This is a genomic window from Bradyrhizobium sp. SZCCHNS1050 (assembly GCF_032484785.1).
In the GTDB taxonomy this organism is placed as follows: Bacteria; Pseudomonadota; Alphaproteobacteria; order Rhizobiales; family Xanthobacteraceae; genus Bradyrhizobium.
On record NZ_JAUETR010000001.1, the window covers coordinates 4,320,760 to 4,344,982 of the forward strand.

Here is a 24,223-nt window from a genome sequence, read left to right on the forward strand (position 1 = left end):
TGTCTTTTCGTCGCGCGGGTAAGCTGCGCTTCGATGAGACCGAGGGCGAGCGCCGCAGGTCGCCTTTTGTTGGCGCTGCGTCGACTCGACGACGACAGGGTCGGAAGGCCCCCGCGAGACAGTCCAGCTTGTGAAAGGTCCGCGGCGATGGCGCGGACGGCCGTCATCGCCGCGGTCCTAACTACCAGTGTCTTCCAGCGCCGGCGTCCAGGCCCGCACGGGAGGGCAAGGCAACAGGCGGGCGTCTGGCCGTGACGGTGCCCGCCGCTCCAGCGAACGATCGAGCTGGCCTGCGCAATGGAGCAGCGCCTCGCGCAACTCGACCTGAATCCGGCGGGTGGAAATCCGGTGCCGTCGGGCGATCTCGTGCACCGATAGCTCATCGACGAAGGTCGCGAAGACGATGTCGCGCTGACGTGCGGAGAGTTGCCCCAGCACACGGCTCAGTGCCGCCATTTCGGAGCGGGACTCTGCGATGCGGGCGGGATCAGGCGAATCGTCCGGAATCTCGAGCAGCGCGTCGATCTCCGATGTCGTGAGCCTGCGGCTCTCAGCCACGCGGCGGTTGGTTGCGAGATTGAGCGCGGTCCGGAACAGATAGGCGCGCGGACTCTGGATGACGCCGACGTCGTTGCCGCATTCCAGGCGCAGGAACGTATCCTGAAGCGCCTCGCCCGCCAGCTCGGTCGAACCTAATCGGCGGGCGAGCCGCCGCTTCAGTTCGTCATAGCCATCGATCAGCGCGCGCAGCAACGCCGCTCGGCCCGGATCCCGCATTTCTGAAACGCCCGCCCCTGGGTGACCTTTCGGAACACGCGGCCGCGAAGGTCTCGTCACTAACAAAGTACCGGCTCACAATGACTGACCCATGACATGTGTTGCAGCACGTGTCTCAAACACAGAGTTGTGCTCGCTCGCAGCCACCAAGGTTCCGGCGCACTGCTCGATCACCGAACGGTAGCGCGAGATTTTTCGAAGAAAGAGATTCGCTGAGACGCCGTGTCGATTGTCTCTCCCATGCAAGCCACCGATTGCAATGATGCGGGCGAGCTTTGTGGGATCGTCAATCCGTCCCCAATGATCGCACCGGTCGTGCCGGAGAGTGGATCGCTCGTCCGACTGATCGTTGCATCACGATGGGTCCTCCTCCCATCGATGATGACCTGCATCATTGTGCATCGAAGGCTCGCAATCCGACTGCAACCCCACGGAGATTTCCGATGACGACTCGTTCTTCGATCAGCCGCCTGCGCTGCACCGCTTCGGTGCTGGTGCTGTCGACCGCCGCGACCTTTGCCGCAGCGGTGCAGCCCGTCGCTGCCCAGACCGCCGTCTACGGCGGCGGCAGCACGCTGGTATCGCTCGCCATGCGTCAGGCGATGGACTGCTATAACGCGCAGACCGTGACCAGCGACGGCTACAGCTTCTCGACCGGCTTCAATGCGGCGACCCCGACTCCCGGATTGCTTCCCGCAACGCCGGACGGCGCCAATTGCAGCCAGCTCGGTGCGCTCGGAACGGTCGGTCTCTACGCCGCGGTCGGCTCCGGTGCCGGCCAGCGCGCCTTCATCACCAACGATCCGAAGCAGCTGCTGCGTGGCAGCGCGCCGTCGCTGTCGCTGCCGGCCGTGCCGCCGGTGTTCCTCGAGAGCAGCGTTCCGGCGCTCGCGACCTATCCCTATGCGCGCGTCGACTTCGGCGCCGGTGACTCGCCGCTTCCGAGCTCGCCGACGAACACGCCGAGCGTGACGGCCCTGACCAACTTCTCCTCGGTCAGCAACTGGCAGAACCAGACCACCATCACGGCCAGCAACGCATCCTCGGCAACGGCCTACAACGCTGCCGCATTCGGTCCGGCGATCCAGCTGCCTATGATCGAGGCGCCGGTCGCGATCGTCGTCAACACCAACGCCACCCCGACGGCCACGTGGACCATCAACTCGGCCGGCACCGCGGGCGCCCCCGGCTCGGCGATCCAGCTCTCGACCGCTCAGCTCTGCGCCATCTTCTCGGGCGAGGTGCGCGACTGGAGCTCCACCGCTGCCATCGCGGCGCTCGACAACGCCGGTCAGGCCCGCGTCCAGACCTTCATGGACGACAACACCGGCAACGGCGGCGCGGCTCAGGCCTATGTGTCGAACTCGCTGCCGATCCAGATCGCGTTCCGTTCCGACGGCTCCGGCACCAGCTTCATCCTCACCAACTTCCTCGCCAACAGCTGCCCGCAACTCGACGACACCGCTGGTTCGCACAACTACGCGAAGATCTTCACCGGCGTGGGCGTCACTTTCGCCAGCACGGTCGTCACGCTCAACGACCAGGTGACCGGTACGACCACGACCACCACGATCGCCGCCAAGACCAACGCGTCGGCCGCCAACCTGCCGTCGACGACCTTCGCCAACCTGATCGCCAACATCAAGGCCGTGAAGGGTGTGGACGTCTCGACCGGCGCCGGCGGCTGGCTCGCGGGCAACGGTACCGGCGAAGTCGCCGACACCGTCAACAGCAACGCGCAGGATGCCAACGGCAACTATCTGGGCGGCCGCATCGGCTATGTCAGCAACGACTTCGCCAAGCCCTACAACCCCGCCGCCAGCGCGCCGCTGTCGGCCAGCGTCCAGAACGATGATCAGCGTGCTCGTGGCGTCTATCACCCGGGTGACCTTGGGGAGAGCTTCGTTGCGCCGACCCCGGCATCGGCCGATAACGCTTTCAGGAGCGTTGCGGTCCCCACTGGCACAACCTATACGGCTTGGAATCTGTACAACCAACAGTATGCGGCCGGTGCAACGTTGGCCGATGGCGTGACGGTTGTTCCTGCCGACGGGAAAGTGAGCGGGGTGAACGTTGTCGGCAAGTCGCAGCTCGGTCTGCCGATCATCGCGGGTGCCTATCCCGTCACGGGCACGACCTTCGCCTATCTCTATAGCTGCTACAACACGGCGTCGGCCCCGACCCGCGTGGCGGACATCACCAACTTCCTGAATTGGTTCTATTCGAGCCAGGATGCGGCCAGCGTGCTGCAGAACAACGGCTTCAATGCTTTGAATAGCGCCTTTGTGACGGCGATCAGCTCGTCGTACCTGGCCTCAGGCAGCGGCACTGCCATCGCCGCCAGCTCGACCCAGGTCGACGGTTGCAGCACCGTCGCCGCTGGCGCCGGCGCTCAGTAAGGCAGCTGCAGGCGACGCGGGTCCCGTGCAGATCGCCCAGTCACGATCCTGAGCCGGGCGCCGTCATGGCGCCCGGTTTCGTTTTGTAGTTGCAGACTCCAAATTGCTGAACGCCTCTGACGTCGAGGCTCCGCGAGCGGCCCAAACGATCGCGCGGCGCCTCGACATCGGATCAATAACGCGATACCAGCTTGGCTATGCCAGGGAAGATGTCCGCGGGAAAGATCATGTGGCGCTCGGCGTCCCTCAGCCGGCCGGTTCATGATTTCGGCATGCGTGCTTGAATGGATTGAATTCGATGGCGCAGAGCGCGTGGTGGTCCAAGCACCTTGATGAGGAGTCGCAGCATCACGACTGGCGTGCGGCGGCCCCGGCAATCGGTCTGCGCTCGCTCGCAGCCGTTGCGATGACCGTGCCAGCCCTTCTGGCCGTCGGCGTGTATTGGCTGCGTCACACGCCGACCGGCACCGGAATGCACTCGAGTGACAACGTGATGCAGGTGCGGCTCGTCGCGTCGCCGGCGGCTGATGCCGCGCGGCCGGCCGTTACACCGACCGCGCCGGCCTTGTCTCCGGCCAGCGCTCCGGCTCAGGATCCGAAAGTCGTCGCTGCTGCAGTCGTGGCGGGGTCCGAGAGCGTGACGACCCGGGATTCAACAGCTTCGGGCCTGGTGTTGTCGCATCTGCCGGCCGCGCCGGCCTGGGACGCGCCTGTTCCTGGCTCGCCGCTGGCCGCCCAGCAGACCAAGCCTGACCAAAAGACGATGACCTTCGTTCGCACGGTCAAGTCGCACATCGCCCGCTTTCAATATTATCCTGAACGTGCCCAGCGCGATCGCATCCAGGGACAGGTCGGCCTTGTGCTCACGCTGCGACGTGACGGCACGGTCACCAACGTCCGCATCGCGTCGAGTTCCGGTTTTGCCTCTCTCGACGCTGCCGCCGTCGACACGGTGAAGAGGGCGCAGCCGCTGCCGAGCATTCCGGTGGAATTGCCCGGGCAGCTCAGCCTGGACTACACGATCGCGTTCGATCTGCCACAGTAGTTGGTCAACGGCGTCGCCATCTCTGGTCGTCACGTCACTGTCATTCTCCGCCGATAGGTACAACAGTGGGGTTGAGAACCGCCTGCAAATGCGGGCGGCGTCACGGGGCTGCGTTGGTGTCCTACTCGAACAGCAAATCGCTGCGTGATGTGCTCGCGGCGGACTATGAAAGTCTGGCCCGCCGCCTGACGCGCTGCCTCGGCTCGCCGGATGTCGCGCGCGAGGCGCTTCACGAAGCCTTCGTACGGGCGGATCGCGTCTCCGATGCCATCCCCGTTCGCAGTCCCGTCGACTATCTGTTCCGGATGGCGCTCAATTTGGCAAAGGATCACCGCAAGAGCGAGCGCCGGCTGCTGAACGCCTCGGAAATCGAAGCGATCATGGCTCTGCCCGACGAGCGGCCGGGACCTGCAGCCGAGGTCGAGGCTCGCTTCGAACTCGAACAATTCGAAAAGGCGCTTGCGGAGTTGCCGCCGCGAAAGCGCGACGTCTTCATCTGTGCTCACCTCGAGTTGATGCCGCATCGTGAGATCGCCCAGCGTTTCAGCATCAACGTACGCACCGTCGAATTCGATCTGCAGCATGCCATGGAGCATCTCGGCCGCCGGCTCGGGCGCAAGGTGGTCCGCCGATTCGGTCCTCGCGCCGTCTCTCAATCCAGCAATCGCAGCTAGCGCGGCGCGATCGAGCGAGAAGGGAGCTTGCTGCATTCCGGCTTTGTACGCTATTCAGCGGTGCACCAGCGCCCGGATAGAACTGCGGCTCCGCCGATATCGAGATTGACGCGTGCGAAGTATTCGATTTTCCCTTTCGGTCCAGCGCTATACGAATCGTCTATCAGATGACCGCAGGGCGTTGCCATGAGGGAACCGTCCTTCGGCCGCCGAAACGAGCGAGCCTCATCTTGATCGCAGGCGACGACAGCCAGTCGGACATGGATCAGACCCTTCGTCAGGCTTTGGCATGGGTGATCCGTCTTCATTCCGGGGAGGCAACCTCGGACGATGCTACTGCGTTGACGTCGTGGCGACAGCGAAGCCCTGAGCACGAAGCCGCGTTTCGGCAGGCGGTCACGCTATGGCGCGGCTTTGGCGACGCCACCCGCAAGCTCGCTGGCGATGCTGCGTTCGTCAAAGCAGCTTCGCGCCCGGAGCCGATGCCTCGTGCTGGTCTCGGCCGCCGCGCGCTGATCGGCGGAGCGATTGCGGCTGCAGCTTCAGTGGCCGGCGGCTATCTGGCGCTCCGTCCGCCGTTGGATCTCTGGCCGTCGCTGCAGGAACTGTCCGCCGACATGCGGACGGCCAAGGGCGAGCGGCGCAGCGTTGCGCTGGCGAGTGACGCCTCCCTGGTGCTCAACACCCAGACCAGCATCGCCTTGCGACCCGCGGATGGGCCACGGCGGTTCGAACTCATTTCGGGAGAGACCGCGGTGCAGTGCGGATCGACCGCACGGGACCCGGTCGTCATCGATGCTGCAGGCGGTCAGATTACGGCGTCGCAGGCCGACTTCAACCTGAAGTGCCTCGATGGTCTCGTGACCGTCTCGTGTCTCGACGGCAGCGTCGATGTTGCGTGCAAGAGCCGTGTCGTCAAGCTCGTCAAAGCTCAGCAGATTTCCTACTCGGGCGACAAAGGGCTTGGCTCGACCTCGCGGCTGGATCTCGACACGGCCAAGGCCTGGCAGAATGGCCTTCTGATCGTGCGCGATTGGCCGGTCAGTCGCCTGGTCACCGAGATCAACCGCTATCGCCCAGGCAAGATCGTGGTCCTGGACGAGCAACTCGGGCGGCGCATGATTTCCGGGACGTTTCATCTCGACCGCCTGGATGATTTCATCAGCCAGGCCGAGAACCTGTTCGGAGCCAAGGCACGCTCGCTGCCGGGCGGTCTCGTTCTGCTGAGCTGATATCTCCTCACGGAGCGTGACGGCGCTGGATCGCCGTAGCTTCAGAACTACAAATGTAGCGCACGGACTACGCCGGAGGCGCTTGCCCGGCGGCTCATCGCGGTCGTTCTGCGAACGGATTGACAGTCTGCGAATCGGCTCGGTCGAACTCGGCATTCGTTAAAATTCCGATTCAGTCTCTTGAGGGGCCGGTCGTCTTTCCTGCTGAGGCACCATGCTCGCGGCTTCCTGCCGTGGCGTCATGGGCGTGCCCGAAGGTGAGCGGAAGTCCGTGCGGGTCAGAATTGGTTACGAGCGTGGCAGGCGCTCGCCTTCGCGGCCGGCATGGATCGGCTCGGTGGCCATGCTCCTGTCGGTGGCAGCTTTTGCAGGCGGCAGCGTCGCGCCGGTTCGGGCCGAGGCTGCGGCAGCACAGCAGCCGCCGACTGGCGCAGCCCTGGCCAAGCCGGCGGCTGGTCCGCTACAGCGCTTCGATATCGATGATTTCGCCGTCCAAGGCGCCGAGAAGCTGGCACAGGTCGACCTCGAAGAGGCTATCTATCCTTTCCTTGGTCCGAACAAGACGGCAGACGATGTCGAGAAGGCGCGCGCGGCGCTGGAGAAGGCCTATCACGACAAGGGGTTTCAGACCGTCTCGGTCGAGGTCCCACCCCAGAATCCGTCGAATAAGGTCGTCATTCTCAAGGTGAGAGAGCTCAAGGTCGGCCGGCTCCGCGTCAAGAACTCGCGCTACTTCGATACTGACAAGATCAAGGACGGGGCGCCTTCGCTCAAGGAGGGCACCGTCCCGAACTTCAACGACCTCACCAAGGATATCTACGCGCTCAACCAATGGCCGGATCGCCGGGTGACGCCGGCACTGCGCGCCGGCGTTGCGCCTGGAACTGTCGATGTTGACCTCACCGTCGAGGATAAGGCGCCGATTCACGGCAGCCTCGAAGTCAACAACCGTCGTTCCGGCGATACGACCGCGACCAGGGCGATCGCCACGGTTCACTACGACAATCTCTGGCAGCTCGGGCACTCCCTGACGCTCAGCTATCAGGTCGCGCCGCAGCGTCCGAAGGACACGGAAGTGTTTTCCGCCTCCTATCTGGCGCGCCTGCCGGTCGATTGGCTGGCGTTGCTGGCTTACGCCGTGAAGTCGAACAGCGACGTCGCCACGGTCGGCGGCACTAACATCGTTGGCCCCGGCCAGATCGTGGGTACGCGTGCGGTCATGACGCTGCCGGGCCGCGATGGGTTCACGCAGACGCTGTCGGCCGGCGTCGACTACAAGCATTTCTTCCAGCTCGTCTCCCTGAACGGCGGCGGTTTCGCGTCCCCGGTCACGTATTTCCCTGCCGTGGCCAGCTATACGGCAACCTTCCAGGGCGAGAAGTTTACGACGCAGTTCAACGCATCGCTGACGTCCAATCTGCGGCCGCTGTCGAGTGATCATGTCGCGTTCGACAACAAGCGCTATGCGGCGTCCGCGAGCTTCACGCATGTGAACGTCGACGTTTCGCACACCCAGGAGCTGCCCGAAGGCTATCTGCTTTGGGGCAGGCTGCAGGGACAGAAGGCGGATGGGCCACTGGTCTCGAGCGAGCAGATCAGCGCCGGCGGCCTCGACACCGTGCGCGGCTATCTGGAATCGGAAGCACTGGGCGACGACGGCATCATCGGCAATATCGAACTGCGCAGCCCCGACATCGGCGCGATGCTGCAGAAGCAGATGAAGGACGAGACCGGGCAGGGCGCGCCGCGCTTTACCACCTTCAACGAGACGCGGCTGTTCCTGTTTGCCGATGCCGGTCTGGTTCACACCCAGCGCACGCTGCCGGATCAGACGTCGCAAACGGACCTCTGGAGCTATGGCGTCGGCACCCGCTTCAAGATGTTCAACGCATTCAATGGTGTGTTCGCGCTGTCGGTCCCGATGACCAACCAAACCTATACCCGCGCGGGCAATCCGCGCCTCAATGTCCGGCTCTGGGGCGAATTCTGATGATCATGGAACGCGAGGACAGGCGAGCGAGCTGCTGTGGGAGAGTTGCGAAGCGCGTCGCCGCGAGGCTGTTCGGTGTGGTCGCCGCATTGGCGATTCTGTCGTCGCCGGCAAGTGCCTGGTGGAACGACGAGTGGCAGCTGCGCAAGAAGATCGGCATCGATGCGAGTGCTGCCGGCGCCAACATCACCGATCCGATCGGCACGACGCCTGTCCTGGTGAGGCTGCATCCCGGCAACTTCCGGTTCAGCGCTACCAAGGACGACGGCAGCGATCTCCGTTTCGTCGCCGGCGACGACAAGACCCCGCTGAAGCACCACATCGAAAAATATGACGCGCTCCTGGGCGAAGCGCTGGTCTGGGTCTCGGTGCCGAGCCTGCCGTCGGGCGCCAAGACGGAGATCTGGCTCTACTACGGCAACAAAAAAGCTGTGCCTGCTGCGGATGCCAAGGGCAGCTACGATCCCGATTTTGCCCTCGTGTACCATCTGGCGGAGCGGGGCACGCCTGCGTTGGACTCCACGGTCTGGGGCAACAACGCGCAAAGCGTCGGACAACCGGCGGAGGGCTCCCTGATCGGGACGGGCCTTCGGCTGGACGGGCGCACGCCTCTCATGCTGCCGTCATCATCGTCGCTGGCGACGGCCGCCGATGCCGGCTGGACGTTCTCGCTGTGGATCAAGCCGGCGACGCTGCAGCCCAATGCAGCGCTGTTCAGCCGCCGCAACGGCGGCAGCGGCATCGTGATCGGCCTCGACAATGGCGCGCCATTCGTAGAGATGACCAATGCCGGCTCCGCGCAGCGGACTTCGGCAGGTGCGGCGATCGCTCCGGCGAGCTGGCATCATCTGGCCGTCGTTGCAGCCGGCGGCAGGATCTCGCTCTATCTCGACGGCAATGCCTACGCAGCGCTTGATGCGAGTCTGCCAGAGCTCGACACCACCGCGCAGATCGGTGGCGGCGATGCCGCGGCGGCCAGCCAGGCTGCCGCTCAACCGGCTTCCGCTGCGGCACCCGGTGATGCGGCCTCGGCGGATGCGAATGGTGTGCCGGAAAGTACCAATGATGCTACCGTCGCGGCGAGCCCGACGTTTGCGGGATTCGTCGGCGACGTCGACGAGATCCAGATCAGCAAGGTCGCGCGCCCGGCAGGTTTCATCCGCATCGCTGCGATCGGTCAGGGGCTGGATCAAGGCAAGCTCGTCACGTTCAGCGTCGACGAGGAGACGGCAAGCTGGCTGTCCGGCTATTTCGCGGTCATTCTGAAGTCGGTCACGCTCGACGGATGGGTGGTGATCGGAATCCTGCTGGTCATGGCCGCGATCAGCTGGATGGTTATGTTCGATCGCGCCTCTTACTTGAGGCATCAGGCGAAGGCCAATGCACGCTTCCTGAAGGTCTATCGCGATCCGAAGTTCGACCTCGCCATCTTCGGCAGTGGTGATGCCGAGGCCGTCGCGTCGCTCGCGGGCGGCATCGGCAAGCGCGATACGATCGTGCTGCGGTCATCGTCGCTCTATCGTATCTATCGCATTGCAGCCGACGAGATCCAGCGACGTTCGGCCCGAAACGCCCAGCCTTACCTTTCCGCCACGTCGATGGCCGCGATCCGTGCTGCTCTCGACGGCGGCGTCGTCAGGGAGATCCAGCGCCTGAACCGGCTCATGGTGATGTTGACGATCGCGATCTCGGGAGGACCGTTCCTCGGTCTGCTCGGAACGGTCGTTGGTGTCATGATCACCTTCGCTGCGATTGCGGCGAGCGGTGACGTCAACGTCAACGCCATCGCGCCCGGCATTGCCGCGGCGCTGGTCGCCACCGTCGCGGGGCTCGGCGTCGCGATCCCGGCCTTGTTCGGCTACAACTACCTCATCTCACGGATCAAGGATCTCACCGGCGACATCCAGGTGTTCGTCGACGAATTGGTGACGCGGCTCGCGGAGCTTCATTCCGCGGATCAGCCGGATCCGGTCGAGCGCCGCATGGCGGCGGAGTAGCGCCATGCAGATCAATACCGACTCCAAGCCCTATGACGACATCAACATCACGCCGATGTTGGACCTCGCCTACGTGCTGCTCGTCATCTTCATTATCATGACGACGGCGACGGTGCAGGGGCAGAAGGTCAATCTGCCGAAAGCGTCGGCGGCGCCGAGCCTCGCGACGCAGACGACCAAGGCGATCACCGTGGCCAACGACGGCAAGATCTTCCTCGACACCATTCCGGTGACCTTGCCGGAGCTCGAGCAGCGCCTGATCCAGCAGAAGGCATTGACGCCGGAATTTCCGGTGGTGCTGCGCGGTGATGCGCAAGCGCAATATCAGAGCGTGATGGACGTGCTCGACCTGCTGGGCCGCATCGGCCTGACCCAGGTCGGGCTTGCGACCAAGCCGTTGGTGAAGTGATCGAGGTGGACCAGATCATGCGCAAACGGCCTCCGCATCATCCGCCTGGTTCGCATCGCCCTGAAGCTGGCGTGCTCGTGCACATGCGTGAGCTCATCCTGCGGCGGCGGATGCAATTGCTGCCAGCGCGGCCTGAAGGGGAGACGGCGCTGAGTGAATGCGACGAGTCTGCTGCTGTGCTGCCGTTTCCGGTCCGGAGCGAAGCGCTGCTCGCCAGCCTGGTGCCGACACTGCGCGGCCTCTACGTCAGTGGAGAGGATGAGAGCGACCCGTTTCTGATGACCATGTCGCACGGTCCGCGGCCGCGATTGTCGATCGATCGCGACGCCTATGTCGAGCTTCGGCACCAGCCCGAGGCGTTCCTCCTGAAGATCGCCGCCGCGCCGGATTCGAAGATCACGTTCGAAACGCCGGATTTCACAACGCTGGTGAAGTTCGTGCTGCAGTACATGGCCGAGCGTCATGGTGAGCCCAGGCCGGGCGGGAGCTTGTCGTGAGCAAGCTCGAGAGCGGCTGTCAAGCAGCGGCCGAGCCGGCGCGAGCCGGTGCCCAACCAAGCCGGTTGCGCTCGTCGCTGAGTCTGACCGCAAAGATCATGGCGATCGCATTGCCGTTGGGCGGTGTCGCCTATTGGGTTCTCGCCCAGCGCGATCAGCCGCCTCCGCCGCGTCAGGTTCACGAGATCACGCTGCTCAACATCACGCCGCCGCCTCCACCGCCTCCGCCCCCGAAGGTGGCACCGCCGGTCGAGCAGAGGATGATCGAGCAGCAGAAGATGGCGGAGCCGGAATTCAAAGAGGACAAGCCGCTCGACAAGCCGCAGGACAAGCCGGTCAAGGACGCCAAGGACGATCAGCCGCCGGGCCCGCTGTCGCTCGACGCCAAGGCGACCGGCCCCGGCGATCTGTTCGGTCTCGGCGGCAAGCCCGGCGGCAGCCCCTATGGCGGCGGCGGAGGCGGCGGCGGGAGCCGCTGGGGATGGTACGCCTCGATCATTCAGCAGCAGATCGAGGCGGCACTGCGCGCCAACGACAAGACCAAGAAGGCGGTCATCAGAGTGCAGATCAGCCTTTGGGCCGACAGCTCCGGACGCGTCAGCCGCGTCCAGCTGCTCTCGTCAACGGGGGACGCTGCGTTGGATCAGGCGCTGCGCGACGACGTTCTCGGCAGTCTGACGCTGCGCCAACCGCCGCCGAAGGACATGCCGATGCCGATCGTGACACGCGTCACGGCGAGCCGGCCGAGCTGATTTCCGTCAAACACGACGAACTAAAAGGACTGGGGACGATGTTCGAGACTTTTCCAAATGCACGCCGATGTGCGCTTCTGATTGCCGCCTCGCTCGCGGTGGCCGGTAGTGCCGCTCCGGCATTTGGCCAGACTTCCGATCAGGCCACAGCATCCGAGAAGAAGTCGGGCTCGACCAAACCGAGATTGTCCGATGCCCGTCCGACCTCGCCGAACGCCACGATCAATCTCGTCCATCTCCTGGTCAAGCAGGGCGTCCTCACCGAGGACCAGGCGGCGGGGCTGATCAAGCAGGCCGACGACGAAGCCTACATCGCGCGCCAGGCGGCGAAGAACGCGTCGACCAGAGCCGAGGAAGCCGCCAAGGCTGCCAATGCCGCGGCGGCGGCGACCGAGCCGAACGGGACGCGGCACGTCACCTACGTGCCGGAAGTCGTCAAGCGGCAGCTGCGTGAGGACATCAAGCGCGAGGTGATGGCGAAGGCCGAGCACGAGAACTGGGCGTCTCCGGGCAAATACCCGGAATGGGCGCAGCGCATCCGCTTCTACGGGGATATTCGTGCCCGCTACCAGGGCAGCTTCTTCCCGACCGGGAATGATCAGCTCGATGCGTTCAACTTCAACACCGTGAACACAGGCTCTCCGTACGACATGGCGAGTGCCTACAATCTGCCGACTTACAACGCCTCCAAGAACCGCAACCAGGTCAAGCTTCGCGCGCGCCTCGGAATGGAGGCGGATCTCACTAACGGCTTCTATGCTGGACTCCGCATTGCCACGGGAGAGTCGAATTCTCCGGTTTCGACGAACCAGACAATGGGCGGCGGTGGTTCGAATTTTTCCAAGTTCGGGCTGTGGCTCGATCGGGGTTACCTGACCTATCAGGCATGGGACCGGGACCTGGTTGCGTCGGTCGGACGTTTCGATAATCCGTTCTGGTCGCCGACCGATCTCGTCTGGCATCGCGATCTCGGTTTCGACGGCTTTGCGCTACAGGGCAAATATCGCGTGTCCGAGAGCTTCACGCCGTTCGGCGTGATCGGCGCCTTTCCGATCTTCAACACCGACTTCAACGCTGGTACCAATCTGACGCAGCTGGACTCCAAGTTTGCAAGTCACGACAAGTGGCTGTTCGGCGCGCAGGGCGGCTTTGCGTCGCGTTTTGATCCACTGCACGAATTCCGGGTCGCCGCTGCATTCTACGATTTCGAGAACGTGCAGGGCCAGCCTTCCGAGCCTTGCTACGTTCAGTCGAGCTCGGATGTCTGCAACACGGACCAGACGCGGCCATTGTTCGCCCAAAAGGGAAACACCTACACTTTGCTGCGCAACTTCCAGGTGGGCTCCTGGAATAATTACGGCACGACGGGTCTCTATCAATATTTCGGTCTGCTGCAGAAATACCGGCCGCTGACGGTGAGCGCATCGGTCGATCTCGGCGACTTTCATCCCTATCACATCGTGATCGATGGCGAGTTCGTCTGGAATACGGCCTTTAATCGGGCGCTCACTGCCGCCGGCACCGGCCTCGCCGCAAGCACCGGCATCACGGCGCCCGGCATGGCGCTAAACAATCGCGCAGCCACGTCGAACGGACAGACCATCGGCCCGTTCAATGGCGGTGATAAAGGATGGATGACACGTGTTACGGTCGGCAACAAGGAGATCAAGCAGCTCGGCGACTGGAATGTCCACGCCGGCTACAAATATTTGGAGTCCGACGCCACGCTCGATGCGTTCGTCGATTCCGATTTTGGTCTCGGTGGCACCAATCTCAAGGGCTATTTCCTCGGCGGCAGCTACGGTCTCAGCCCGAATGTCTGGGCCTCGCTGCGCTGGATGAGTGCCAATAGCATCGGGGGCGCGCCCTACGCGGTCGACGTGCTGCTCGTCGACCTTAACGCGAAGTTCTGACCCATGCGCAAACGTTGGATCGTCCACAGCATCGCAGCTATCGCCTGCATGCAGGTGAGCCTCGCATACGCCGCCGACAGCGACGCCGACAAGCTGCGCGAGGCGTTGCGCGCGGCCACCATGCAGACGCGCCAGTTGGAGGACCAGCGCGCCGCGCTGCAGGCGAAGCTTGCCGACGCCGACAAGGAGAAGGCCGCCGCCAAGGTCCAGATCGAGGCTGCGAAGGCCGAGACCCGCAGGGTCGAGAAGCGCGAGCGCGAGATGACGGAGGAGTTCAACCGCCGCCTCGCGGAGCGCGACGAGACCCTGGACAAATGGAAGGCCGCCTATGAGGAGGCGGCCAGCGTCGCCCGCGATCGCGACGCGGCGCGCGCCAAGTTCGAGGCTGACGCCAAAGCGTACAAGGCATCGACCGACAGCTGTGTTGCCAAGAACACGCAACTGATCAAGCACGGCCAGGATCTGCTGCAGCGTTATCAAAGTGTCACCATCGGCGACACAATCGTGGCGCGTGAGCCCGTCCTCCGCTTTCGGCGGGTCGAAATCCAGAACGCGATCCAAGATCTCCAAGACAAGATCCTCGACCAGAAGGCAGCACCATGAGCTCTTCATCGTTCGGCAGCACAGTCCGGCTGCGATCGTTCCAGGTTTCCATGCTCGCCGCGGCGCTGGCCTGCGCCCCCTTGGTGGCTTCGGCGCAGACCGCCCCACCGCGTCCTGCTGCGCCGGCCGTCAAGCCGAAGCCGTCAGCACCGGTGGCGGCCACGGCCGCGCAACCTCCGGCCTCGACGCCGGTGCAGAGCGTCGCATCCGGCAAGGGCACGGGAGGCGATGACGTCATCGCGCGCGTGGGTGGCACCAACGTCTCCGCCGACGAGATCCGCGGCTATGTCGCCGCGCTCGGGCCGCGCGAACGCGCTGCGTTCGGACAGGATCCGGGCCTGCTCAGCCAGGCCGTTCGCATGATGCTGGCCAATCGGATTGTGCTGCAGGAGGTCGTCGCCAAGAAGTGGGATCAGCAGCCGAACATCGCCGAACAGCTTGACCGCGTGCGCGAGAACGCCGTGGTGGAGCTGTATCTGCAGTCGGTGTCGACACCTCCCGCCGGCTTTCCCAGCGAGGACGAGCTGCAGAAGGTCTATGATGCCAACCGTGCCGCCCTGCTGATGCCGCGCCAGTTCCAGCTGGCGCAGATCTTCGTGCCGCTGACAAAGGATTCCGACAAGGCGGCCGAGGACAAGAGCAAGAAGACGATCGAGGACATTCAGCGTAAGCTGAAAGCGCCGGGCGCCGATTTCGCGGCCCTCGCCAACGACACCAGCGAGGTCAAGAATGGCGGCGATTTGGGCTGGATCGTCGAGAGCCAGATCCGGCCGGAGATCCGCACCAGCGTGATGGAGCTCGCCAAGGGCGCCGTGTCGGAGCCGATCAAGCTCGACGATGGCTGGCACATCCTCAAGCTGGTGGACACCAAGGCGTCCTACACGCGGACTTTGCCCGAGGTCCGTGATGCGCTCGTGCAGCAGATCCGCAACGAGCGCGCGAGCGCGCTGCGGCGCGCCTATCTCGCCGAACTCGTGAAGCAGCATCCGCCTGTCATCAACGAGCTCGCGCTGTCCAATCTGCTCAGCGAGCAGGTCTCGGCGGCGAGATAGCGCCGCTATGTCTTCTCGCGCTGCCGGCACGCCGGCCGTCCTCTCGTTTCTTCGCCGGAGCTTCTGATGTCCGACACCATCATCGACAGGCTGCCCCTCGATCAGCTGCGCGAGCAGTTCCAGCACGCGGGCTACCGCGTCGAAACACTGACCGATCCCGCCGCGAACGTGTCCTATCTGCGGTCCGCGACCAACGGGATCGCATTCGACATTCGTCCCGGCAATATGGTGCCCGGCGACGAGCAGGTCTTCGTCGATGTCGCGCTGACTGCGGTCCTGCATGTGCAGGGTGAGATGCCGCTCGATCTCGTCAATCGCTGGAACGCGACGCGCCGCTTTGCGCGCCTGCAATTCAGCCCGCCCTTCCTGGCTTTGTCGCTGGACATCTCCCTGGCGGGCGGCGTTTCGCCGGACCATGTACGCGGACAGATCGAGATCTGGGATCAGCTCGTGCAGCAGCTGGTGTCTTTCCTCCGTGAGGAGATCTCAGCCCTTGCCAAGCCGAAGCAGGCCGACGATGCCCAGATGGCGACGACGACCGCGTCCGCAAACGGCCACATCGCTGATGCGGGTCCGGCTCGTCCAGTGCAGTAGCGCGCGCATGGGGGACAGCGTGAGCATCGATCCTGGTAGGCCAAACGCGGCCATACCGTGCGACCGCCGCAGGGGTGTGCTCGCAGCCGTCGCGATTGCACTGGCGGGGGCCGTCTCGGCCGTCCCGTTGCACGCGGAGCCGGCTGCGGAGGATCGCGCCACTCGCGAGAGTGATGCTGGCTCTGGAGCAACGCTGAACGTTGTCGCCAGGCCGCCAGTGGCTTCTGCACTCGCAAAGCCAGGATCATCCTCGTCTCCTTCCCTCGGCACGTCTTCGAATGCAGGTCAGTCAGACGCACTCGGCACCTATCGGGCGTTGATCACCAAGGAGGCTCGGAACTCAACACTTGCGCCGGAGATTGCCGAGGCGGTCATGGCCGTGGAGAGCGGCTACAACCCCGACGCGATCGGCGGCTCCGGCGAGATCGGCCTGATGCAGATCATGCCGTCGACGGCGCGGATGCTGGGGTTTATCGGTAGCAATGCCGAGCTCGCGGTGCCCGAGACCAACATTCACTATGGTGTGCTTTACCTGGCCCAGGCTTGGCGTCTCGCCGGCGGCGATCTCTGTACTGCCACGATGAAATATCGCGCCGGTCATGGCGAGACGCGGTTCTCCTATCTGTCGGTCAACTACTGCCTGGCGGTGCGGGCCAAGCTCGCCGCCCGCGGCTTCGCCGTGACCGGCGAGGTTCCGACGGCGACCTTCGGAGCGCCCGGCAGCGCCGGTTCGAGCAGCGTTGTGCGCGCTGCAGGCGCCTGTGGCCGCCGCTGTCTCATCGGACCGGCGACGGTCGGCCGTGTCGATTTGGCATCCCTCAATGCGAGACTCAGCACGCTAGTCGTGCAGGCGCGCGCGGGCAGGTGACAACCCATGCTGTTCTTGAGCCGATGGCCCATCCCGGCAATGACAACCGTTCCTGCCGTGATGTTGCTCCTCGTCAGCGGGCCTTCCATCGCTGCCGAGCCGCAACTTCTTCCGCCGGTGACGGTGGACCTGCCTGATCGCCCGCCAGCGAGTCCGCTGTTGCCGGGATCAGGGGACGCGGCCGCGGCTCCAGTGCTGGGTGGTCGCATGGCGACGTCTGGCGACAAACCCGAGCGCTGCACGGGCAATGCATCGGCACAGCCTCGCACGTTCGGCTGCATCAACGAGAGCCTCAGGCGCAAGGTGGACGCCGTGAACCCCGCCGAAAACCAGACGCCGATCGACGCGAGATCATCCGATCTCAAAGTCGGCACCGTGAACATTCCCGCGGTACGGCAGCAGTATGGAGCCAATTTCGGACGCTCGGTCGTGCCGTATCGGCCTACGGCGGTGTTTCCTTCGGGCTTGGGGCGACGCTGAGCGGGCGTCGGACGTTCCACGCCCGACATGTCTGCCGCAAGTGCCTCTCGTCAGGGGGCTGCAGAGTCGAGTCTTCGCGAAAATTGGGTTCCACTCTGCGCGAAGCTGCTTCAGTCTAGCTCGCTTATTCCGACCCGGCCTCTCTCAGCGGAAGGCCCATCTCGGCGGCGCGCTGCTTGCGATCTTGCCGGAGGAATTCATTCTCTCGCGCTTCAAATTTAGCGAGTTCGTCGCGCAACGTCTTCAGGAAACGATCGCGCTTGGTCAGGACAATTGAGAGTTGGGTGGACTCCATCGGACCTCGCTCCGGACCTCCGTACCCCACTATTACAAATTTATGAATAGCTGGCAACGACCAACGTTGAGGCTCGTCATCGGACATTCGATCACTCCGGTTCGCGGTACGGCCTGAGCAAGCGCGACGTCGTCTGCAACCTGAACTTCTTCATGAACGTGCCGATCGAGACTTCCGGCAATTCACTGTGCTCGACGGCCCCTCGATACCGGGAACAGTGTCGACGTGACCGCGGAGATCACGTCGTAGAACCTGCGTCGCGTGTGGCTCCAGCACGCTGCGAGCGTGATGCCCTCCTTATCGGCCCGCTGCTCGAAGCCAGCGTATCCATCGACATGCAGGATGCCCTTGAAGGCAGCAAGATGTGCGGCTGGACGTTCGGCTTTGCGGTCCGGCGCGAACAGATAGATGGCTGCCGGAGGTTCGGGTCCGCTCCACGGCCGTTGCTCGCGGGCATAGATCCAGAGCCGCCCCCGTCTTGGTTCGTCCGCGGCCAGGATCGAGTACTGGGATCGGCGTGTCATCGGCGAACAGATGGTTGGAGGCGAACACGTTCTTGCAAAGTCGCTCGTGCAAAGCCTCGAGCCACCAGCATGCACCACCAGCCCAGCCAGTCAGCGTCGAGCGGCGGAGATCGATACCATGACGGTGGAAGATCTGCGACTGCCGATAGAGCGGAAGGTGATCGCAGTATTTGCTGATCAACACGTGCGCGAGCAGCGCGGGGGGCGCCAGGCCGCCAGCGATCAACCAGTCCGGCGCGCCGGCTTGCACGACCTTGTTGCCGGCTCGGCAGGCGTACTTCGGACGGGGTAGTGCGCACGACGCGAAGCTGCGCCGGGACCCAATCCAGCATCTCACTGACACTCTCGCCGATCATATGAAGAGTACCTCCACAGCAGCTGCAGAGTCTGCTGTCGACGTCGAGGAGAACATCTTTTCTCTGCAGGTGATCTGGCAGCGTGCGACGTCGCGGTGGTGCTTTGGTTTCCGGAGCGAGCCTTGGTTGCGCTTCCTCGACGCGGCCGATGTCGCTGTCAAGGTCCTCAAGACCGAGCGTAAGCTGGTCGGGATCGAAGCGCTCGGAGCTGCGTCCGAACTGCATTCGCTGCAGCTGTTTGATGATTGGGCAACACGACACGGCGAGCTTGGAGCGTTTCTTATTCGCGATGCCGAACTGCGCGCGCCAGCGGAACAGCAGCCTGGTGACGATGCCGTGCTTGCGCGCGAGGGCAGAGACCTTGCGCCTGGTAGCTCGGTTTCCCTGGCGATCCCGAGCGTTTCCTCGCCGCTGAAGAAAGCGTCGAACCGGTGCCGGCGGCGCTGCCGGATCGCCGATTTCGGCAGCCGTCAAGCGGCGTTCGGGCTGTGAGTTCCTAGCACTAGTGCTAACGGCCGGACGGGCGGAGGGATGAAGATGGGCGCGCCAGTCGATCGTGACCTCGCCGGTGGCCAGTCGGTCGCGCCATTTGCGCAGCGAATGCGGCGACAACTGCATCGCCGCAGCGTAGGCGCGGAGCTCCATTCCGCTCCAGTTCAGTGCCTCGACATGCATCGCCCAGAATGCCTGGGACGCCCGATTGCGCACATCCGAGGTGACCGTGAACCTGCGCTGCTTCTGCTTTCGGAGCGCCTTTCTTCGCTCTTCCCGGGCGCGCTCGCGGCGCAATTCCGTCTGATATTTCTCGAGCTTAAGCGCAGTCTCGTTGCCGGCCAGCCGCTTCAGCCAACGCCGCAACGTGTTCTCGGTCAGACGTTGTTGCTGGCAGTATTTGCGGATCCCGAGACCGCTCCGACGCCACGCTTCGATGTGCAGCGACCACCACTCGCGGCGCGCTTTGTTCTCGAAATGTTTGGATCCCACCGGAAATTCTCCACAGTAGCAGAGAGACCGAAATGGAACGACAACACACGAGGGGGAAGGCGTGCAGAGACCGGACGGTTACCTGCCGACGGTCGATCGCAAGATAAAAGCGGCTCGCCGGTCGAACAGCAAGCCATTGACTTGGCTTGCGTTCAACCGTGCCGGTCGGTCGGAGGGCGTGCCGCGATTGAGAGTTTTCCCAGCAAACTCAAAGATCATTTCAGCACTGCTCGTGCTGTAGCGAACTCTGGCGAAGACTCGGATCATTCCGCGCCAAGGGCAGAATCCGCTACGCGGTCTGCGCCGGCGGATGAAGCCGTATTGCGGCCTTGGCGCCTGCGAGTCTGCGCTGACGCATTCCACCCAGGGCTGGGGGAAGGCTGTCTTAGACGATGAATCGGATCGCGCATCAGGCGGTGTCGTTGTTGCCGCCTTCGGCCTGCTGTGTGTTCGCATTGACCTCCGATCCCTGTCGCTCCAGCCAGAAACCAGGTGCCTGGTACCAGACCCGTTCGGACTCGGCGGATGATGGAAAGCCACGGTGGAGTGCTTGGATCGGAACATTCATCATCGGCGAGTTCGCGAGGGCGCTCTTCAGCCGGCCGCCAGCGTCCTCATCGCGGCCGTTTATACAGGAGTAGATGCTGACTCCGCCGATCGACGCGGCTTCGAAGGAGGCACCGCGGCGGACCACGCGCAGCAGGAAGCCGGACCAATCTTCGCTGGTCAGCGGGAGCAGCAGCCGACCGTTGTCGGCGAGGCCATCCAGCCATTGCGGAGCGGGGTGCGTGCAGCCTGCGAACACGATCACGACGTTATGGTCGCTCGCGCCGGCATGGAAATCCCGGCCGTCGCCCGAGATCACCTGGACCTGCGGCCAGCCGTTGAGGTTGGCGTGGGCTCGAGCGGCGAGAGCCGGGTCGACTTCGACCGCCGTTACCCGCCCGGTGGGCCCGACGATTTCGGCGAGCACGGCCGAATAGTAGCCGCGGCCCGCTCCGATCTGTAGTACCCGTTCACCTCGGGCGATATCGAGGTGCTCGAAATTGCGCGCCCAAAAGCTCGGCATCCCATTGTTGAGCTTCCGGCCCGGGTCGATCGAGACCAGGACGTCGTGATAGAGCCAACTCGGATCGTCGTCCGGGGTGATGAACGGCTCCGGGTGGGGGTAGGGTATGATCCACCAAGGACCTGGGCCGACGAACGCCTCTCGCGGGACGGCGCCGAAGGCCTCGACTATGTGTGGGTTGCGCAGAATTGGCGTCTTGCAGCGTAGGTCCTCGGCATACCAGCGGCGGGCTTTTGCGATCTGATCCACGGTTCGCTCCTCTCGTCATGGAGAGGATGCGGATCGCGGATCGGTAGCGCGGACACGGCCCAAAATTTTTCCCGAGGGTGTCCGCAACGTATCTACTCGGCCGCATAATAGGGGTGATGGAACGATCGATTGGCACCCCTGGAGTTGGCTCAAACGCCGGTCGCACCGTCGCCGATGCAGCGGCGGCGATCGAGGCCTTGTCCGAGACCGATCTGGTGCGGCTGAAAGCTCTGGCGCAATTGTGGAGCCGCGGGCTGCCCGGAGGGATCGGCTGGACCGACGTGCTGCATGAGGCCACCCTCCGCGTTCTCGACGGATCGCGGGTCTGGCCGATGGGCGTGCCAATCCTGGCTTTCCTGTCCGGCGTCATGCGCAGCCTCTGCGACGATTATTGGCGGCGCGTTTGGAGCGAGAAACGGCTACTGGTCAGCTGACCTGCCCCTAAGAATTTCCTCCAGAACGATTTAGAGTCCGGCCTGACGAAGGACGGACAGATGAAGCGAAAGCGGTTCACGGAAGAGCAGATCATCGCGGTTTTGAAGGAGCACGAGGCCGGTGCGAAGACGGCCGATCTGGCTCGGAAGCACGGGATTTCGGAAGCGACGTTCTACAATTGGAAGGCTAAATTCGGCGGCATGGACGTCTCCGAAGCCAAGCGGCTGAAGGCGCTCGAGGACGAGAATGCCAAGCTGAAGAAGCTGCTGGCCGAGCAGATGCTCGATGCGGCCGCGCTGCGGGAGCTGCTCTCAAAAAAATGGTAAGGCCTGCCGCCAAGCGCGCCGCGGCGGCGCACCTGCAGGCCAAGCTGGGCCTGTCGGAACGGCGGGCCTGTTCGATCGTCGGAGCGGACCGGACGATGGTCCGCTACCGGTCCCGCCGGCCCCCCGACACCGCGCTTCGGGGCCGCTTGCGCGAGCTCGCCAGCGAGCGGCGGCGCTTCGGCTATCGACGGCTGTTCATTCTGTTGCGGCGGGAGGGCGAGCCGTCCGGGATCAACCGCGTCCATCGACTTTACCGGGAGGAAGGGCTCACGGTGCGCAAGCGCCGCAGCCGCCGCAAGGCCTGCGGCGTCCGCGTGCCAATCCTGGTCGATGCGAGGCCGAATGCGCGCTGGTCGCTGGACTTCGTGTCCGATCAGTTCGTAGGCGGGCGGCGCTTCCGCATCCTCAACATCGTTGACGACGTCACCAAGGAGTGCCTGGGCGCGATTGCCGACACTTCGCTCTCGGGGCGGCGGGTGGCGCGGGAGCTGACCTCGATCATCGCCCGGCGCGGCAAGCCGGGCTCGATCGTCTCGGACAACGGCACCGAGTTTACCAGCAACGCGATGCTGGCCTGGTGCAGGGACAACGCGATCGACTGGCACTTCATCGCACCGGGCAAGCCGATCCAGAACGCCTTCGTCGAGAGCTTCAACGGCCGGATGCGCGACGAGTTCTTGAATGAAACGCTGTTCTTCGGTCTCGATGATACCAGGCGCAGGCTCGCCGCCTGGGTTGCCGACTACAACAACGCGCGGCCGCATTCCTCGCTGAGATACCAGACCCCTGCGGCCTTTGCCGCCAACCTCACCGCAACGGGCGATCGGCTGCGCAACCCCGACCAGCTCCGCCAATCGCCCGTTGCTCCACCCGCGCCACTCGGCGTACAACCCACCCGGACTCTAAACGCTGCTGGATGAAACTTCGGTGGCAGCTCACAGCCGCGATGATCCCGGCCAGCACGGCGTCCCGAGCGATCCCGTTGACGAATTGGCCGATCCCGAACGCATGGCTGTGGCGGTCGCAGGGCTCGCCGAGGTGTTCCGGCTGTTTGCAGGAGATCCAGTCGTGTTGCAGATCATCGACGGGCTGGCCAACGGCCTCACGGCCAGGGACATCTGCCGGGCGTATGGCATCTCGGATATCGATTACGATACTGCGCGGCGGCGAATGCGGCGCGCGCTGCTCCGGCACCAGCGGAATTGGAGCACGCCATGACACGTTGGCACCCCCGTCTAGAACTTGCGCGCCTGCTCCAGGCGCTCAGCGATGATATCATTGCGGCGACTGACGAGGAGCTCCGGGAGATCCAGGGACGTGCCCTGGCCGGCACGGCACGGCAGGTCAGGCGTCTCGTCAAGGCGGCGCAGGCGGCCGAGGGCGGCGAGCCCCGCATTGTGAGCTCTAGCGATACAGAACGCGGCCTCGAGTCAGTCCTATCACTTCACAATCGGCACTGATCGAGTGGGAGAAGGCCTGGAAGAGTAGGGGAGCCGGTCTCTCTGAGGGACCGTCGGCTTAGCAGGGGCGGCCGGTTTGGGGGACAGCATGCGGTCCACAGCCTCGCACTGGCGACGCTCATTGTGGTGACGCCCTTACGTCTCCCGGACCCCCGCGACTTGTCGATCGCATAGCGGCGTAGCACAGCGAAGAATCGGCGATATGCGAGCTCGGAGTTGCTGTGGCACAATCGACCTATGTCGTCGTGCAGCCATTGCCAGAGCGAGTTGCGCGCTCCGACGAATGCGAGGTCCTGCAAGCGCCCGAACCGCGCGTATGCTCGTGAGAGCCTCGCGCGCCTTCGCGTAGGGCAATTGGGCCGTCGGCCGGCTGAAGTTCGCAACGGTCTGCATGGGGTCACCTGGACGGTCACCCGCCAGTGACGATCGTCCGTCGGGAGCACAAGGCGCAGTTCACCATCGTCCCGAACGCGGTCTTCGCGGATCCCCGCCTCTCTGTCGAGGCCAAGGGCGTTCTCGGCTATCTCTTGTCACGCCCCCACAAATGGCATGTCCGCCTCGATCATATCGGGCGAACCCTCCTGGTCGGCCGCAAGAAGCTGCAGCGCATTTTCCGCGAGTTGATCGACGCTGGCTACGTCACACGCGAAGCGCAACGAATTGTCGACGGACATCGGTTCGGTGAGATTGATTACGTCGTCCGAGACGTGCCTGCGCCTGTGGATAAGTCGGCGCGTCCGCGGGGTCGAAAGGGACCTGCGGCTCCGCGGGTCCAAAAGGGACCTGCGTATAAAGACTCACCGCGGGGCCCTGAGGGACCTGCCTATAAAGAACTATATAAAAACAGATCTGCATTGCCGGCGGGCCTCCCTCTTGAGGGTCGGCCGGAAACCATCGGCGTGATGCGCGATCAGATGGCCGAGCTCCAGGATGACGCTCGCCTTGATCCGGGGATTGTCCAGCTTTTCGACGACGCTGCTGAAGGTTGGGAGTTGATTGTCGCGATCCCGGACCAAGCTCGGGACGAGCTGCGCCAGCGCTACAAGCGGGGTGAGCTCGATCGATTGACGATGATGGAGCTACGGAACAGATACCGACACTTGCTGCGTGGCAGTCGCCGCAAGTGATCGGCGCTTTTGGGAAAGCGCTGAGAAGCTGCGGACGCCTCGGAGCAGGCGAAGCCGTTTTTCCTCGTTGATCTCCCACCCATTCTACGCGATTGTACGCAATCCTACGCATTCGT

General features: G+C 64.0%; 22 protein-coding genes and 3 pseudogenes. 20 read left to right on the plus strand and 5 right to left on the minus strand.

Annotated elements, in window-relative coordinates:
- Nucleotides 1-177 precede the first annotated feature (177 nt).
- Nucleotides 178-753 (minus strand): RNA polymerase sigma factor, encoded by a 576-nt coding sequence (locus QX094_RS19530; RefSeq protein ID WP_315718479.1) that lies wholly within the window; start codon nucleotides 751-753, stop codon nucleotides 178-180.
- A 467-nt stretch (nucleotides 754-1,220) separates the two neighbouring features.
- Between QX094_RS19530 and QX094_RS19535 the strand changes: the two genes are divergently transcribed.
- From QX094_RS19535 to QX094_RS19605, 15 genes are all read left to right on the plus strand, one after another.
- Nucleotides 1,221-3,176: a substrate-binding domain-containing protein gene (locus QX094_RS19535; RefSeq protein ID WP_315718480.1), complete on the plus strand. Its 1,956-nt coding sequence runs from the start codon at nucleotides 1,221-1,223 to the stop codon at nucleotides 3,174-3,176.
- Between the two features lie 298 nt (nucleotides 3,177-3,474).
- Entirely contained in the window at nucleotides 3,475-4,221 is a 747-nt protein-coding gene (locus tag QX094_RS19540; RefSeq protein WP_315718481.1) for an energy transducer TonB, read from the plus strand.
- Nucleotides 4,222-4,337: 116 nt separating this feature from the next.
- Nucleotides 4,338-4,895, plus strand: a complete 558-nt coding sequence (locus QX094_RS19545) for an RNA polymerase sigma factor (protein WP_315718482.1) — start codon at nucleotides 4,338-4,340, stop codon at nucleotides 4,893-4,895.
- 260 nt (nucleotides 4,896-5,155) lie between these two features.
- The gene (locus QX094_RS19550) at nucleotides 5,156-6,127 is read left to right on the plus strand and encodes a FecR family protein (protein WP_315718494.1); all 972 of its coding nucleotides are present in this window, start codon (nucleotides 5,156-5,158) and stop codon (nucleotides 6,125-6,127) included.
- Nucleotides 6,128-6,470: 343 nt separating this feature from the next.
- The gene (locus tag QX094_RS19555) at nucleotides 6,471-8,117 is read left to right on the plus strand and encodes a ShlB/FhaC/HecB family hemolysin secretion/activation protein (RefSeq protein ID WP_315718495.1); all 1,647 of its coding nucleotides are present in this window, start codon (nucleotides 6,471-6,473) and stop codon (nucleotides 8,115-8,117) included.
- On the plus strand, nucleotides 8,117-10,114 hold the full coding sequence (locus QX094_RS19560; RefSeq protein WP_315718483.1) for a MotA/TolQ/ExbB proton channel family protein: 1,998 nt from the start codon (nucleotides 8,117-8,119) through the stop codon (nucleotides 10,112-10,114). The genes QX094_RS19555 and QX094_RS19560 overlap by 1 nt, the downstream gene beginning before the upstream one ends.
- A gap of 4 nt (nucleotides 10,115-10,118) precedes the next feature.
- On the plus strand, nucleotides 10,119-10,523 hold the full coding sequence (locus QX094_RS19565; RefSeq protein WP_315718484.1) for a biopolymer transporter ExbD: 405 nt from the start codon (nucleotides 10,119-10,121) through the stop codon (nucleotides 10,521-10,523).
- Between the two features lie 83 nt (nucleotides 10,524-10,606).
- Entirely contained in the window at nucleotides 10,607-11,020 is a 414-nt protein-coding gene (locus QX094_RS19570; protein ID WP_315718485.1) for a hypothetical protein, read from the plus strand.
- Complete coding sequence (locus QX094_RS19575; protein ID WP_315718486.1) at nucleotides 11,017-11,772, plus strand: TonB C-terminal domain-containing protein; 756 nt, start codon at nucleotides 11,017-11,019, stop codon at nucleotides 11,770-11,772. Before QX094_RS19570 ends, QX094_RS19575 begins: the two co-directional genes overlap by 4 nt.
- 38 nt (nucleotides 11,773-11,810) lie before the next feature.
- Nucleotides 11,811-13,685, plus strand: coding sequence for a putative porin (locus QX094_RS19580; protein WP_315718487.1), 1,875 nt, complete (start codon nucleotides 11,811-11,813; stop codon nucleotides 13,683-13,685).
- Between the two features lie 3 nt (nucleotides 13,686-13,688).
- Nucleotides 13,689-14,288 carry a hypothetical protein gene (locus QX094_RS19585; RefSeq protein ID WP_315718488.1) on the plus strand — a complete coding sequence of 200 codons (600 nt, stop codon included), beginning with the start codon at nucleotides 13,689-13,691 and terminating at the stop codon, nucleotides 14,286-14,288.
- Nucleotides 14,285-15,340: a peptidylprolyl isomerase gene (locus QX094_RS19590; protein WP_315718489.1), complete on the plus strand. Its 1,056-nt coding sequence runs from the start codon at nucleotides 14,285-14,287 to the stop codon at nucleotides 15,338-15,340. The genes QX094_RS19585 and QX094_RS19590 overlap by 4 nt, the downstream gene beginning before the upstream one ends.
- A 66-nt stretch (nucleotides 15,341-15,406) precedes the next feature.
- On the plus strand, nucleotides 15,407-15,934 hold the full coding sequence (locus tag QX094_RS19595) for a YbjN domain-containing protein (protein ID WP_315718490.1): 528 nt from the start codon (nucleotides 15,407-15,409) through the stop codon (nucleotides 15,932-15,934).
- A 7-nt stretch (nucleotides 15,935-15,941) separates the two neighbouring features.
- The gene (locus QX094_RS19600) at nucleotides 15,942-16,802 is read left to right on the plus strand and encodes a lytic transglycosylase domain-containing protein (RefSeq protein WP_409998037.1); all 861 of its coding nucleotides are present in this window, start codon (nucleotides 15,942-15,944) and stop codon (nucleotides 16,800-16,802) included.
- A 6-nt stretch (nucleotides 16,803-16,808) separates the two neighbouring features.
- Nucleotides 16,809-17,282, plus strand: a complete 474-nt coding sequence (locus tag QX094_RS19605) for a hypothetical protein (protein WP_315718491.1) — start codon at nucleotides 16,809-16,811, stop codon at nucleotides 17,280-17,282.
- 124 nt (nucleotides 17,283-17,406) lie between these two features.
- Here QX094_RS19605 and QX094_RS19610 read toward each other — a convergent pair whose 3' ends face one another.
- A complete protein-coding gene (locus tag QX094_RS19610) occupies nucleotides 17,407-17,577 on the minus strand; it encodes a hypothetical protein (RefSeq protein ID WP_315718492.1) in 171 nt (56 codons plus the stop codon).
- Nucleotides 17,578-17,681: 104 nt separating this feature from the next.
- Here QX094_RS19610 and QX094_RS19615 point away from each other — a divergent pair.
- Nucleotides 17,682-17,791: pseudogene (locus QX094_RS19615) on the plus strand (DUF1989 domain-containing protein); the annotation flags it as partial.
- 16 nt (nucleotides 17,792-17,807) lie between these two features.
- Here the strand turns inward: QX094_RS19615 and tnpC are convergent.
- From tnpC to QX094_RS19625, 3 genes and pseudogenes are all read right to left on the minus strand, one after another.
- A pseudogene (gene tnpC, locus QX094_RS19620) lies at nucleotides 17,808-18,700 on the minus strand (IS66 family transposase); the annotation flags it as partial.
- A 627-nt stretch (nucleotides 18,701-19,327) separates the two neighbouring features.
- Nucleotides 19,328-19,441: pseudogene (gene tnpA / locus QX094_RS34590) on the minus strand (IS66 family insertion sequence element accessory protein TnpA); the annotation flags it as partial.
- A 409-nt stretch (nucleotides 19,442-19,850) separates the two neighbouring features.
- A complete protein-coding gene (locus tag QX094_RS19625) occupies nucleotides 19,851-20,759 on the minus strand; it encodes a protein-L-isoaspartate O-methyltransferase family protein (protein WP_315717969.1) in 909 nt (302 codons plus the stop codon).
- 113 nt (nucleotides 20,760-20,872) lie between these two features.
- Between QX094_RS19625 and QX094_RS19630 the strand changes: the two genes are divergently transcribed.
- The 4 genes from QX094_RS19630 (at nucleotide 20,873) to QX094_RS19645 (ending at nucleotide 24,107) form a co-directional block, all read left to right on the plus strand.
- Nucleotides 20,873-21,193, plus strand: a complete 321-nt coding sequence (locus tag QX094_RS19630; RefSeq protein ID WP_316188094.1) for a hypothetical protein — start codon at nucleotides 20,873-20,875, stop codon at nucleotides 21,191-21,193.
- 60 nt (nucleotides 21,194-21,253) lie between these two features.
- Nucleotides 21,254-22,440 (plus strand): IS3 family transposase gene (locus QX094_RS19635; RefSeq protein ID WP_316187580.1). Its coding sequence is split into 2 segments (ribosomal slippage): nucleotides 21,254-21,515 and nucleotides 21,515-22,440, totalling 1,188 coding nucleotides; the frame shifts between segments, so codons are not numbered across the junction.
- A 7-nt stretch (nucleotides 22,441-22,447) separates the two neighbouring features.
- A complete protein-coding gene (locus tag QX094_RS19640; RefSeq protein WP_316188095.1) occupies nucleotides 22,448-22,738 on the plus strand; it encodes a hypothetical protein in 291 nt (96 codons plus the stop codon).
- A 661-nt stretch (nucleotides 22,739-23,399) separates the two neighbouring features.
- On the plus strand, nucleotides 23,400-24,107 hold the full coding sequence (locus QX094_RS19645) for a hypothetical protein (protein WP_315717971.1): 708 nt from the start codon (nucleotides 23,400-23,402) through the stop codon (nucleotides 24,105-24,107).
- The last annotated feature ends 116 nt before the right edge of the window (nucleotides 24,108-24,223 follow it).